The 12,999-nt window shown below is 35.4% G+C and carries 17 protein-coding genes; 10 read left to right on the plus strand and 7 right to left on the minus strand.

Features of this window, described 5'->3' with window-relative positions; translation table 11 throughout:
* The first annotated feature begins 2 nt into the window (after positions 1–2).
* The 6 genes from ESZ48_RS05145 (at position 3) to ESZ48_RS05170 (ending at position 5,538) form a co-directional block, all read left to right on the plus strand.
* Complete coding sequence (locus ESZ48_RS05145) at positions 3–914, plus strand: mechanosensitive ion channel family protein (protein WP_129016258.1); 912 nt, start codon at positions 3–5, stop codon at positions 912–914.
* A 249-nt stretch (positions 915–1,163) separates the two neighbouring features.
* Positions 1,164–1,997 (plus strand): OmpA/MotB family protein, encoded by an 834-nt coding sequence (locus ESZ48_RS05150; RefSeq protein ID WP_129016259.1) that lies wholly within the window; start codon positions 1,164–1,166, stop codon positions 1,995–1,997.
* A gap of 125 nt (positions 1,998–2,122) precedes the next feature.
* Complete coding sequence (locus ESZ48_RS05155) at positions 2,123–3,418, plus strand: phosphoribosylamine--glycine ligase (protein ID WP_129016260.1); 1,296 nt, start codon at positions 2,123–2,125, stop codon at positions 3,416–3,418.
* A gap of 7 nt (positions 3,419–3,425) precedes the next feature.
* On the plus strand, positions 3,426–3,884 hold the full coding sequence (locus ESZ48_RS05160) for a GNAT family N-acetyltransferase (RefSeq protein WP_129016261.1): 459 nt from the start codon (positions 3,426–3,428) through the stop codon (positions 3,882–3,884).
* Positions 3,885–3,991: 107 nt separating this feature from the next.
* A complete protein-coding gene (locus ESZ48_RS05165) occupies positions 3,992–4,288 on the plus strand; it encodes a DUF3817 domain-containing protein (RefSeq protein WP_129016262.1) in 297 nt (98 codons plus the stop codon).
* Entirely contained in the window at positions 4,288–5,538 is a 1,251-nt protein-coding gene (locus ESZ48_RS05170; RefSeq protein WP_129016263.1) for a mechanosensitive ion channel family protein, read from the plus strand. Before ESZ48_RS05165 ends, ESZ48_RS05170 begins: the two co-directional genes overlap by 1 nt.
* An 81-nt stretch (positions 5,539–5,619) precedes the next feature.
* Here ESZ48_RS05170 and ESZ48_RS05175 read toward each other — a convergent pair whose 3' ends face one another.
* From ESZ48_RS05175 to ESZ48_RS05190, 4 genes are all read right to left on the minus strand, one after another.
* Positions 5,620–6,312 (minus strand): OmpA family protein, encoded by a 693-nt coding sequence (locus tag ESZ48_RS05175; protein ID WP_129016264.1) that lies wholly within the window; start codon positions 6,310–6,312, stop codon positions 5,620–5,622.
* Between the two features lie 10 nt (positions 6,313–6,322).
* A complete protein-coding gene (locus ESZ48_RS05180; protein ID WP_129016265.1) occupies positions 6,323–6,805 on the minus strand; it encodes a lipocalin family protein in 483 nt (160 codons plus the stop codon).
* Between the two features lie 137 nt (positions 6,806–6,942).
* Positions 6,943–7,329: an acyl-CoA thioesterase gene (locus ESZ48_RS05185; protein WP_129016266.1), complete on the minus strand. Its 387-nt coding sequence runs from the start codon at positions 7,327–7,329 to the stop codon at positions 6,943–6,945.
* A 21-nt stretch (positions 7,330–7,350) separates the two neighbouring features.
* Positions 7,351–8,238 carry a DUF72 domain-containing protein gene (locus ESZ48_RS05190; protein ID WP_129016267.1) on the minus strand — a complete coding sequence of 296 codons (888 nt, stop codon included), beginning with the start codon at positions 8,236–8,238 and terminating at the stop codon, positions 7,351–7,353.
* 187 nt (positions 8,239–8,425) lie between these two features.
* Between ESZ48_RS05190 and ESZ48_RS05195 the strand changes: the two genes are divergently transcribed.
* Both ESZ48_RS05195 and ESZ48_RS05200 read left to right on the plus strand, forming a co-directional pair.
* On the plus strand, positions 8,426–8,839 hold the full coding sequence (locus ESZ48_RS05195) for a glyoxalase (protein WP_129016268.1): 414 nt from the start codon (positions 8,426–8,428) through the stop codon (positions 8,837–8,839).
* Positions 8,836–9,279 (plus strand): transcription elongation factor, encoded by a 444-nt coding sequence (locus ESZ48_RS05200; protein ID WP_129016269.1) that lies wholly within the window; start codon positions 8,836–8,838, stop codon positions 9,277–9,279. Before ESZ48_RS05195 ends, ESZ48_RS05200 begins: the two co-directional genes overlap by 4 nt.
* On the opposite strand, the gene ESZ48_RS05205 is transcribed toward ESZ48_RS05200, so the two are convergent.
* The 3 genes from ESZ48_RS05205 to corA form a co-directional block, all read right to left on the minus strand.
* Complete coding sequence (locus ESZ48_RS05205) at positions 9,272–9,955, minus strand: DUF2461 domain-containing protein (RefSeq protein ID WP_129016270.1); 684 nt, start codon at positions 9,953–9,955, stop codon at positions 9,272–9,274. The genes ESZ48_RS05200 and ESZ48_RS05205 overlap by 8 nt on opposite strands.
* 83 nt (positions 9,956–10,038) lie before the next feature.
* A complete protein-coding gene (locus ESZ48_RS05210; RefSeq protein ID WP_129016271.1) occupies positions 10,039–10,932 on the minus strand; it encodes a mechanosensitive ion channel family protein in 894 nt (297 codons plus the stop codon).
* A gap of 38 nt (positions 10,933–10,970) precedes the next feature.
* A complete protein-coding gene (corA, locus tag ESZ48_RS05215) occupies positions 10,971–12,041 on the minus strand; it encodes a magnesium/cobalt transporter CorA (protein ID WP_129016272.1) in 1,071 nt (356 codons plus the stop codon).
* 205 nt (positions 12,042–12,246) lie between these two features.
* On the opposite strand from corA, the gene ESZ48_RS05220 reads away from it, so the two are divergent.
* Together ESZ48_RS05220 and ESZ48_RS05225 are read left to right on the plus strand one after the other, a co-directional pair.
* The gene (locus ESZ48_RS05220) at positions 12,247–12,474 is read left to right on the plus strand and encodes a hypothetical protein (RefSeq protein WP_129016273.1); all 228 of its coding nucleotides are present in this window, start codon (positions 12,247–12,249) and stop codon (positions 12,472–12,474) included.
* An 89-nt stretch (positions 12,475–12,563) separates the two neighbouring features.
* Positions 12,564–12,983, plus strand: coding sequence for a hypothetical protein (locus ESZ48_RS05225; protein WP_129016274.1), 420 nt, complete (start codon positions 12,564–12,566; stop codon positions 12,981–12,983).
* The last annotated feature ends 16 nt before the right edge of the window (positions 12,984–12,999 follow it).

Consider the following 12,999-nt stretch of genomic DNA (forward strand, 5'->3'; position numbering starts at 1 on the left):
ATATGCAGGACAAGACCATAACCATTGCTGAATCCTTTACCAATTTTTACAACAGCTTTATAGATCAATTACCAGGAATTGGCATTGGTGTTCTCATTGTTTCATTAGGTTTTTTACTAGCCAAATGGATTGGGCAGTTTGCAAGAAAACGGATCAATGCAAAAACCCATGACCCGCTTATGAGCAAATTCTTGGGTCAAGCCATAAAATACGTGTTGGTTATTTTTGCTATTATGATTGCGTTAAGAGCCGCCGGAATGGGAGGTATTGCAACGGCAATTTTAACAGCTGCCGGTGCAAGCGCTATAGTGTTCGGGTTTGCATTTAAAGACATCGGAGAGAATTTTATAGCAGGTGTCATTTTAGCTTTTAATAGACCCTTTGATGTTGATGATACTGTTGAAATTGGAACTGATTTTGGCAAAGTTAAAAACTTGGAATTCAGATACACCAAACTAAAGACTTTTGACGGCAAGGACGTCTATATACCCAATAGTGATGTTCTCAGGAAACCGGTCACCAATTATACTGAAGATGGCTTTTTTAGATGGAATTTTATTATTGGCATTGCTTACGAAGACGATATACAAGGTGCTAAAAAAACCATCCTGGAAACACTGCGCAAAGAACCGAAAGTCATTGAAGATGCCGAACATGAGAATTTTGTCATAGAAGAAGAATTGGCCACAAGCACCGTAAACTTGAAGGTTTTCTTTTGGGTAGACACCAAGGATTTTAGAAGAATGGCACTGATTACAAAAGGTAATGTTATAAGAAACGTCAAGGAAGCCTTAGAAAAAGAAGGTTACTACTTACCGGCAGATATTCAGGAAATAAAACTGTATGGTGGAGAAAAGGGATTCCCCATACGTCTGGAAAAAGAAGATCCTTCTGAGAACACTAAAAAAAAATAAAGAATCTTATTGTATGAAAATAGTCACTGTTTCCTTTAAGATTTTTTGGATTTCTCTCAATAAGATTGATGAAACCATAGTACTATTATTCAATAAAAACCATATTCAGTTTTATGTAGGAGATTACATAACTCCCACCTAATGTGCGCATCGCAATCTTTAAATGTTAAAATAAACCAAAATTTCCGGCGGGCTCACGTCTATAACCCGTGGACGCTCGTACATATACTAAACCATTAAATTAATATTATGAAAAAAATTTCAATTGTACTCATCCTTGCCATCGCGCTTACATCATGTGTTTCTAAGAAGAAATATGTCGCTTTAGAACTTGAAAACGGTCAAATTAAGAGCGAACTTCAAAAAACTAAAGTTGAAAAAGAGGATCTTGAGAATAAATTTGCCGCTATCCAAGCAAGAGTTGACAACTACAACAAAAAAATCAATTCGCTTACTGAACAAAATGATGCGATGCTTGTTAATGTTGACAATGTTGCTGTAATTTCTAACGATACGAAAAAAGCAATGCGTAAAACATTGCAAAACGTAGATGCTTCAAAACTTGCGGGCGCTAAGACTTTAAAAGACTCTATGAATCTTGCTTTGTCTTATAACTTAAACAAGTCTATGGATTCGAGCAATCTTAATGAAGATGAAGATATTTCAATCGACATTAATGAAACGGTTGTCATGATTTCAATTTCAGACAAGATGTTGTTTAACACTGCAAGCTATAGAGTAAGCAATAAGGCGAATGATATTTTGCAAAAATTAGCAAATGTCATCAATTCTGAGCCAAGTGTTGAAGTTATGGTAGAAGGTCATACTGATGCCAGAAGCATTAAAACGAGTAAAATTGCTGATAACTGGGATTTAAGTGTTTTACGTGCCACTTCAGTAGTTAGAAAATTAGTAGATGATTATGGTGTTGCTCCTGAGAAATTGATTGCTTCAGGTAGAAGTTCTTTCAAACCACTTGCTGAGAACGACACTAATGATAATAGAGCAAAAAACAGAAGAACACGTATTGTGATCCTTCCAAACTTAGATAAATTCTTTGCATTAATTGGCTCAAATGAATAACATTTCAAGTTAATTAATTAATCCGAAAAAAGACTGTTAGAAATAACGGTCTTTTTTTATTTCAAATCGATTTTGAAACAAAAAAACAATTAATTTCGTAGAATTAAATTCCTCAATTAAACATCTTGAAAAAGCCGAATAGCTTACCAAAAAACTTCTTATTTATTTCCCGTTGGGGAGAGATTCTAGATATTGCCTACGCCACCCAAAATGAAGGCAACGCCGTTAAATTGTATATTGAAGACAAACCATCTAGAGAGATCGGAACTGGATTTGTCAAAAAAGTAAAGGATTGGAAAAAACATATTGATTGGGCTGATATTTTAATTTTTGACTATACCGGGTTTGGGAAGGAATGTACCGAATTAAGAGCTTCAGGAAAAATTGTTTTTGGTGGAAGTGAATACACCGACCAACTCGAATTGGATCGGAATTTTGGTCAAAAAGAACTACAGAAGCACAAAATAAAAACCTTGCCTTTTGAAGAATTTCTCAGTTTTCAGGATGCTATAGCTTATGTTGAAAAACATCCGGATGCTTATGTCATTAAACCTTCTGGTGAAACACAAGAGTTAAAACAATTGTTGTTTGTTGGAAGCGATGATGAAGGGCTGGATGTGATTCGGGTCTTAAAGGCTTATGATAAATCGTGGGGTGACGACTTCGGAAATTTTCAACTTCAGAAAAAAGTAAAAGGTGTAGAGATTTCTGTATCTGCATATTTTAACGGAAAAGAATTTTTACAACCATTCAATATCACTTTTGAGCATAAAAAACTGTTCCCAAAAGAATTGGGTGTGTCAACTGGCGAAATGGGTTCCAGCATGTTTTGGGTCAACCAATCCCCTATTTTTGATGCCACCTTGAAAAAATTTGAACCCTCATTGGCAAAACATAAATTCATAGGCCATATTGATATCAATTGCATCGTTAATGGTAATGGGATTTATCCTTTAGAATTTACCTCCCGTTTTGGCTACCCACAAATATTCATCCAACGTGCGGGCATTACTGAACCTATTGGCGAAATGCTTTATAAAGTTGCCTCTGGGCAGAATTTTAAAATAGCCACTAAAAAAGGGTTTCAGGTGGGTGCATTTATCGTCGTGCCTCCGTTTCCTTATGATGACAAAAAAACCTTCGAATTGTTTTCAAAAGACGCTGTTGTTGTGTTTAGAAAAGATATGAAAGAAGGCATCCATCCTATGCACCTCAAAAAAGTAAATGAGGAATGGTTGATTACCGGCAATACCGGAATTGCACTTTTGGTAACGGGTACTGGAATAACCATGCGCGATGCTCAAAAAATGATGAACAACAGGATTCACTCCGTGATTGTCAACAATGGGTATTACAGAACAGATATTGGCGATAGATGGTTTGAAGACTCAGACCGATTGTGGTCTTGGGGATTATTATAAGTGCAAAATGGAAACTTTTACGTTTAGAGAATTAAAAACCGATCCGCAGCAATTCTTTCAGATTCTTCCTAAGGATTGGCAGGATGAAATTGTCCCATTTTGGGACACTTATAAAACCGATTCTAAAATTTATATCATTGAAGACGGTCCCAATATTGTTGGAGGTGGCATTGTTTTTTATAAATCCCCTCCTCATTTTGAATATTTTGAAACCGATGCTGAAATTTGGTTTAAGAATGGCTACCTCTATCTAGGATTTATTTGGATTTCAGAACAACATCGAAACAAAAGCTTGGGTAGTTTTTGGTTAAGCCAATTGAAATTAAAAGATCCTCAACAACTTTACTTCCTCCTTACCGAAGAAGAACATTTGCACCATTTTTATTTAAAAAACGGATTTGTGTGCCAGCGATCCCTCCAAAATGAAGACCATATGGAATGGTTATATCATACTCAACATGCGTGAGAGTAAGATGTACAATGTTTTAAATCCTTTCGTTTTCATAAAAAAATTGATCAAAAGGTAGCAAATACAGGATATCATGGGTACTTTTGCATAAAATTTAAGAAACCATGTTTACACAAATAAAAAGCTTCAAGGCTGTTGCCATTTTAGAAGGTATTTCATATTTGGTATTGTTTGCCAACATGTTATTCATCAAACCTTTCTATTCCGACATTTATCAAACCCTCCTCTATCCAATTGGAATGACCCATGGTCTGTTATTTATAGCCTATATTCTCTTGGCATTAGTGGTTGGTTCAAAATTAAAGTGGTCTTTTAAGACTCTAGGCATTGTCATGTTGGCATCATTACTTCCTTTTGCTACGTTTTATATTGAAAAGAGATACTTAAAAACGGCGGTTTAATGTTTTTAATCAGCCACTTTTTTTACGATTATTTCTGTGAATTTGGTTTTACCGATGATTGGGCTAAGTTTTTAAACATGCTCACATTATTGGCTATTCTAATTTTCGTCATCTATATTACAGATGTTGTAGCAAGAATAGTCTTGGTGAATAGCTTTACAAAATTTGCGTCAAAGACAAAAACCGAGTTTGACGATTTATTGGTCAGCCACAAGGCACCGAAAAACGTGGCCCATTTGGTACCATTATTCATTACAATCAAGGTGTTTCCTTTGGTGTTTACAGATTACCCCAAAATAGAGGCGTTCTTGGTTGTTTTACTGAAAGTCTACGGTATTTTGCTGACCATTTGGATTTTGAGAAGTGTATTGCGAACCTTGGAATCCTACTTCAAAACTTTACCACGTTTACGGGACAAACCTATTGATAGTTACATTCAAGTAGTGATGCTATTTGTATGGGTTATTGGTGTGGCCTCTAGCCTTGCGGTTCTAATCAATTTATCATTTCTGAGTTTCTTTACAACTATCGGGGCTGCATCTGCAGTTCTTTTGTTGATTTTCAAGGACACCATCTTGGGTTTTGTAGCAAGTATTCAAGTAGCCATTAATGATACATTGAGAATTGGCGATTGGATTACTATGGATAAATATGGTGCCGATGGCGATGTCATTGAAATCAACCTTTCGACAGTGCAGGTCCAGAATTTTGACAAAACCATTACTACTATTCCAACCTATGCCATAATTTCTGAGTCCTTTAAAAATTGGAGAGGAATGCAGACATCAGGAGGACGACGTATTAAAAGATCTATTTTGATCAAATCAAAAAGTATACATTTTCTTTCGGAGGAAGAGATTGAAAACTTAAAAAAAATCCAACTTATCACCAAATATCTGGAGGATAAACAAGAAGAACTCGCAGAGTACAATCGCATTAATAATATAGATCAATCGACGTTGGTAAACGGTCGTAACCTGACTAACCTTGGTGTTTTTAGGATATATCTCCGAACCTATATAGAGCGTCACCCAGGCATCCATAAAGACATGAGTTTAATGGTGAGGCAGCTACAACCAACTTCTCAAGGGATCCCATTAGAAATATATGCGTTTAGCAATGACATACGCTGGGTGAATTATGAATCTATAATGTCTGATATCTTTGATCATATATTTTCTTCCATAAACTATTTTGATTTGGAATTATTCGAATTGACCCCAACAATTTTTGAGGCTCCCAAAAATTAGTGAATCGAAAAACTCCTAATAAAAAAGCAGCCTTATTAAATTAAATAAGACTGCTTAAATTACCTTGGAATAAGGTTTTTTTTAATTTCCTGTTTTTTCCTTTGCTTCTTTTTTCATTTGATCGTTAGCGATAATGGCCAATTCCACACGTCTGTTTTTAGCTCGCCCTTCTACGGTTGAGTTATCATACTTAGGCTGATTGGGACCATACCAGTTGGTAGTAAATCGACCAGATGAAATACCTTGACTAGATAAATAACTGGATACAGATTGCGCTCTTTGTTTAGAAAGCGTCATATTAAATTTGTCCGGACCGGTGCTATCTGTATGGCCTTCTACCAAAATATTTGTATCAGGATACTCTTTAAATATATCTGCCAACTTGTTAAGTGTGGCTGAAGATGCGGCATTAATATTGTGTTTATTGGTATCAAAATAAACACCACTGCTTTCATCGAAAACAACATTTATCCCTTCCCCAACACGCTCCACTTGAGCTCCTGGGATTTCTTCTTCAATACGTTCCGCTTGTCTATCCATACGGTCGCCAATGTAATTACCTGCAACACCACCTACAACAGCACCTATAATGGCGCCTAAAGCTGAATTGTTTTTGCTACCTACGTTATTACCTATAACACCACCTATTACGGCGCCACCACCGGCACCAATAGCAGTTCCTTTTTGTTTATTATTTGCATTTCTTGTTGCATCGCAACTTATTAATGCCGTGACCATAAATAAAAGTGCAATTGTTTTGAATATATTTCTCATAATTAAAGTTTTATAAAGTTGTTCTTGTAAAGTTTAAATTAATATTAAATGGTTTTCCTTCAAATTGAATGGTTTGGGTGATTTGCATCGAGTTATCGTCCAAATATTTCATTTTCATTCTAAAGCCTGTTTTGCCCTGAAGATCTTTTTTCTTTTCGTCGGTGAATTTCATGGTGAACTCAAAGTCTCCCGTATCCTTACCAATTTCATTGGCTGCCCATCTGTAGTATCTGACACCAGTTGAACAATCAGGATTTATAATATTGTAGGTTCCCGTACTGTTATTGGATCTAAAGAACCATTGGCTGTCCTCAAAACAGGATGTTGTGACATCATCAAATAAAGTAGTGTTGAAAACTCCTTGTGCATCGTAAGTGACAGAATTGAGCATCCAATTGCCATCAACGGTTTTCCTCGCAGATTTTTCAACCTTTGATAGTGAACAGGACACAAAGAGCGTCGCTATAAAAAGTGTAATCCCTAATTTTTTCATTGTGATAAGTGTTATATTGGTTTCTAATAAATATACGATTAATACTACATATATTTCTAATAAATATACGATTAATACTACATATAGGTTGTTAACACTTTCCCATTATTTGTTAAATAGGATATAAAATTTACCTTCTAAATTAATCGATCATTTATAAATTCAACCTTAGTTTTTCCGTGCGCAGCTGGCTTGCCCGTGTCATCTAAATTGATCATCACAATATTATCTACGGTCAAAATGATAGCTCTTGTCATGATATTTCGTGCTTCACATTTTAAAGTCAACGAAGAATTCCCCAACGTCACGATTTGCATCCCTATTTCAATAATGTCGCCTTGTTTGGCAGAACTCATAAAGTTAATTTCAGAAATAAATTTTGTGACAACCTTTGTGTTGTCCAATTGTATGGCAGTATATAAGGCCGCTTCTTCATCTATCCATGCTAAAAGTAGGCCTCCAAATAGGGTGCCGTTAGGATTCAAATCTTGTGGCTTTACCCATTTACGTGTTTGAAATTTCATATCTATATTTTTTAGATGGTTCTAAAATAACTTCTGATTTTGGTCTTTTTTTGGGATTTTTAAATTCGTCCCCAACTCAGTATTTAATCGTTCAATTAAATATGCAGAAAGCAAAGGCGATTCTTTTTCAATATTCTGATGTACAAAAAAGTTAATGTCATTTATGCCGTTTTGTTTCCACTTCTTTAGACGTTCTACCCATTCATCCAATCTTGAATAATCACTCTCATGGTTTGCACCCACGAATCTAATAAAAGCGGTCCCATTGGTCAATCGCATGTGCATTAAATCGCGTCTGCCAGGAGTATCAACGATGATATTTGAAATGTTATAGGTTTCCAATACATCATATAAACGGTCGGCTACTGAACGATCATTATACCAATCCGTATGTCTAAACTCGACGGCAAGCGGAATTTCGGTGGGCCATGATTTAGCAAAATCTTCCACTCTATCAAAATCCTTAGGCGCAAAATTAGTGTGCATCTGTAAAAACAGCGTTCCTAACTTCTCCTTAAGATTTACAGCGCTGTACAAATAATCGTCCACTACATTATCTACATCTTTCAACCGTTTCCAATGGCTTATATCTTGATAAAGTTTCGGAAAAAACTTAAATCCATCAGGTGTTTTATGATACCAAGTAGTAAAGGTTTCCGGCGGAAAAATGCGATAGAATGTCGCGTTCAGTTCGACCGAATTAAACTGTGTAGCGTAATAGGTAAGTGGATCTTTGGTACCTACAGGATAAAACCCTTTTAATTTCGTTTTGCTCCATTGAGAACATCCTACAAAAATATTGGGTTGGCCTTTATTTGCGGATTTAAAAAGCACAGAAGACGTGTCTATATGATCGGCTGGTAATGAAAAATCTATATCTTGGGGATGGTCAACGCTACCAAATTGCATAGGCTTGAGTTTTGAGCTTTTGTACCTTCAAAGATACTTCAATCATGATTGATTTCGTTTGTAAAAAGTGCCAATATCCTTAAAAAACAGTTGGAAATGGCGTTTTGTTAATAAACCCGTTAACAACATCTCACAGGTTCATTAGTTATGCAAATCTTAATGGTTAAGTTTAAGAAAACTTAAAGACATGACAAATAGAACCGATGCTTTAATCCAGATGAGACCCATCATTCCCACTGCCTTAATCTATGATTCAATGAGCAGTGAAGAGCGCTTTCAAAACGTAACTTTGAGACCTTTGCTCATGCTTCAAAATGAGCTTTTAATTGAAGTTTTTAAAAACTATATAGCCAAGCATAAAAATGTATTTTATGAGCTATCTTTGCCGAAACAATTAGACTATATTGAAAACGCCATCCACAAGGATATGAAGTTCAGAAATTCAATTAAAGGAATGATCATTGGTCAATTCACAGTTGAAGAGTATGCTATTTATATCCAAAATTCATCAGCATTAAACAAGCGCATGATGAATCTTGTGAAAGAGCGTTTTATTGGTCATATCCAACTATTTGAGCCTCAAATGGCAAAAGTTATATGAAAATAAAAAGTGATGTTTTGCAAGCTTGTCTTGAATATGCCAACAAGCGTATTGCCAATTATAAGAATGAGATAGAAACCATTAAGGATGCTATAGAAAGCAATGATAAAAGTGGTGATGAAGATGATTCCGGAAACGGCAAACTCTTTAATGATCTTGAGAAAAACTCACAGCATCTTATAGATGCCCAAAAAATGATGGAGAGTTTAAAGTCCATCAGCCCAAAAATGGTTTCCGATACCGTAATGTTGGGCAGTTTGGTCAAAACAACCAGCAATAATTTTTTTATTTCTATAAGTGCTGGAAAAATTGAGACAGAAACCATGAGTGTCTTTGCCATTTCTTTAGGTTCGCCAATAGGCATGCTTCTAAAAAATAAGGTCAAAGGAGATCAAGTGGAGTTTAATGGAAACACCTTTACAATTACTGAAGTTATATAAGTGGTTCTCCGTTAATATTGGTGGTCAGTACGCTGCTCATATAATCCAGATAAGGTCTCACGGCTTTAAATGAGGCATTGACATCCTCTATAAAACTTGGGGAAACAACTTGTGCATCCGTGTAGTTTTTCGTGAAAAGAAACTGTTTTTTACGAATCAGGTCTATGGCTTTGTGTTCTTTGTCAAATCCCCTGGGCGCAGTTTTTAGTTCTTCACCTAAAAGATTACCCCAAATTTTCTTGAATTTTCCGTCATTTATGATGGCTCGAATATCTTCATCATCCACTTCAAATTCCTTTCTTATTCGCATTAAATCTTCTTTGGTAGGATCCCAAAAACCAACCGCAATAAACGATTCGTTATTAGGTTGAATATGGAGGTAATAGCTCCCTCTCAACGCGGGTTTCCTTCTGTAAAAGGAGCCGCTAAAATGGGTTTTATAAGGTGCTTTATTTTTTGAGAATCGGACATCTCTATAAATCCGAAAGTTTTTGAGCCTATCTACATCATCATGTGTTTTTAAAATATCCAGCAACCTATTGAAGTTGCGTTTGGCATCAACTTCTAATTTTTTGAATTCTTTTTTATGTTCATTGAACCAATCTCTATCGTTATTTTCTTTTAATAATTTAAGGAAGTCCAATAAATCATTGGAGAATGCAGTAGGTACAGCCATTTTTAATGTTGTTTTTGATTTCTCAAAAGTACGAAAAAGTCGTGTTAACTTCAGGTTCTAGACCCAATCTAAAAGTCAAGGATTTACACTTCTTTATCAGTAGCGTTTTTATCCAAGCCCAGTTTATTGCCAAACTGTAAAGTTCTGATTGGAAATGGAATATTGATGCCTTCTGCGTCAAATGCTTTTTTAATGGCGATGATTGCCCTATTTGTGGCGTTTAGGTTGTGAATACTTTTTGTGCCCTCAATCCAGAAACGGCATCTAAAATTGATGGAACTGTCACCAAACTCCGTGAAAAAAAATTCAACAGGTTTACTGTCATCAATTTTTTCAAATGTTTTTTCTAAAGTTTCCTTGGTCAGTTTTTCAACAAATTCTAAATCTGACTCATAGCCCACACCGCAAGACAAATCCACTCTTAAATAAGAGGTCAGTGAATAATTTTTCATGGGATTGTCCAAAATGAGTTTATTGGGAATCATAACCACATTATTGTCTGATTCCTTCAAGGTCAGGTTTTTCAGATTGATATCTATAATTTCGCCAGTAAACCCGTTAGTTTCTACCCAATTTCCTATTTGAATTTTTTCTCTAAATGAAATGACGATCCCTGAAATGATATTTGACAATGTGCCCTGTAACGCCAAACCTATGACCAACCCAAGAACTCCAGCGCCCGTAATCAATGAGGTGAGCGTTTGCGAGAGATTCAAAATCCCCAAGGCTAAAAACAAACCCATCATAACGATGATAACAGTGGTCAATCTCGCTATGATATTGCTTACTGACTTCTGCTTAACGCGATTACCTAGAAGTTTTAAAGTGAGCCTGCTGATGTGTTTCGCCAAGAAATAAGCCAACATTAGCACCATAAGTGCCAAAATCAAATTGGGCAGGTTTTCCACTATGGAGTTCATCCAACCCAATAATTTGTTAATAAGGAGGTCAAAAGATTTGTTTAGTTCGTCTTTCATATAATTATCGCCATCTATGATTTGTTAATTAAAGGGTGCTAAAGCCATTTCTTTTTTCTAAAATAAACTAACATCATCAGAAAGATTAAAATCATGATCCCAATAAGTATAAAATAGCTGTATTTATAATGCAGCTCGGGCATATTATCAAAATTCATCCCGTAAACTCCTGCTATAAACGTCAATGGAATAAATATGGTAGCCATGATGGTCAGTACTTTCATGACTTCATTCATCTTATTGCTGATGATGGTCATATACATATCCAATAAACTCCATACCATTTCCCGATAGACCTCAATACTTTCATTGACCTGCACAATATGATCATAGAGATCTCTTAAATAGTTATGGGTTTTTTCTTCAATTATTGAAGTCTCAAGTTTATCAAGATGGTTGATGACCTCTCGTAATGGCAGTACTGATCTTCTGATTTTTAGGATTTCACGTTTTAAACCCTGAATGGTGGAAGCTGTTTCATTACTATCAGAATCGGCTTCAAAAACACGGTCTTCAATGTCCTCAATCTTGTCTCCAAAAACCTCAATAACAGTTAAATAATGATCCACTACGGCATCGATAATGGCGTACATTAAATAATCCGATCCCAAACTGCGCACGCGCCCTTTTCCAGAAGAAATGCGCTCTCTTAAATCATCAAAAACATCGCCATCAGCTTCTTGAAATGTCAAAACATAGTCTTCTCCTATCACCATACTGACCTGTTCATAGACCAATTCGGTTTCATTCTTAAAGTAGAGCATTTTTAAAATGACAAATAAATAATTGTCAAATTCATCTAGTTTTGGTCTGTGTGTGGTATTTACAATATCCTCTAAAGTCAATGGATGTAAACCATAATGGATACCCAGTTTTTCAATTTCTGAAGTATTGTTCAGCCCATTTACATTTATCCACGTAACTTGATTGTTTCCTTTAAAGTGAAACGCCTCCTCTACGTTTTGAGTTTCTATTTTATGGTACGTCTCTTTGCTAAAATTAACAATATCAACAGCAGTTACTGTAGATTTTTTTTTACCTTTATAATAGACCGTACCTGGAGAGCGATTGACTGTTTTATAGGATTTTCTTTTCTTTTTGGGTTTCATTCTGGAGTTCTAGTGATCATCAATGCTTTAAATGTAAAAAACTTTTTGGTATAGTAGGGCTCAATTAAAGAATTTAAAATTACTATCAAATTCATGGGGATTTGAGATAAATGTAATCTATTTTTGAAAAGTTCAATTAAGGGTTTGCTTTTTGACATTATTTTGTTTAATATGCGAGTTAAATCCTTCAAAATATTTTAAATAAATGGGAAGACCACCTACAAGACCGATCAAATTTAGAGACGGCTTCTATATAGAAATTAGAAACAAAGGTAAAACAACAGGGATTAAAATCCATAGAGATACCAAAGAACATATGCTTCGAACAATCAAAGAATATGAACAGTCGAAAGAAGTGTACATCTTGGGGGAATCAAAAAATGGAAAATGGGTAAACAAAACACCTGTACTTCATGTGGTAGAGGAAAGTTAAATCTTTCTGTCAAACTCTCTTTACTTTACTGTTTATAACTAAATTATTCATAAATTGTTGGGTCTTTAAACATCAAAAACCAACAATTTATGAATATTATTTCTACAAATAAACCTCCAGTTTACTTTTGGATTGTGGGCATCATTGCCTTGCTATGGAATGCCTTTGGCGTGTATAATTATGTTATGCAGGCATTTATGACCACAGATCAGATCTCAGAATTTTCAAAAACAGAACATAATCTTTACGACGATCTTCCAATCTGGTATATTTCCATATTTTCCATTGCCGTTTTTACCGGATTGTTCGGAGCTATCTCATGGCTTCTCCGTAAAAAAGTGGCCTATACCCTATTTATCATTTCTTTTCTTGCCGTAGGTATCCAACAATTTTATGTGTTGACGGAAATCAATCCGAGGGATATTTTTATACCATTAACAAGTATTGTTATCGTGGTGTTTCTCATTTGGTTTTCAAAACGCGCGATTGCGAAAGAATGGTTGAAATAAAGTAATACCCAATCAA

This window comes from Gelidibacter gilvus, assembly GCF_004115975.1.
GTDB lineage: Bacteria > Bacteroidota > Bacteroidia > Flavobacteriales > Flavobacteriaceae > Gelidibacter > Gelidibacter gilvus.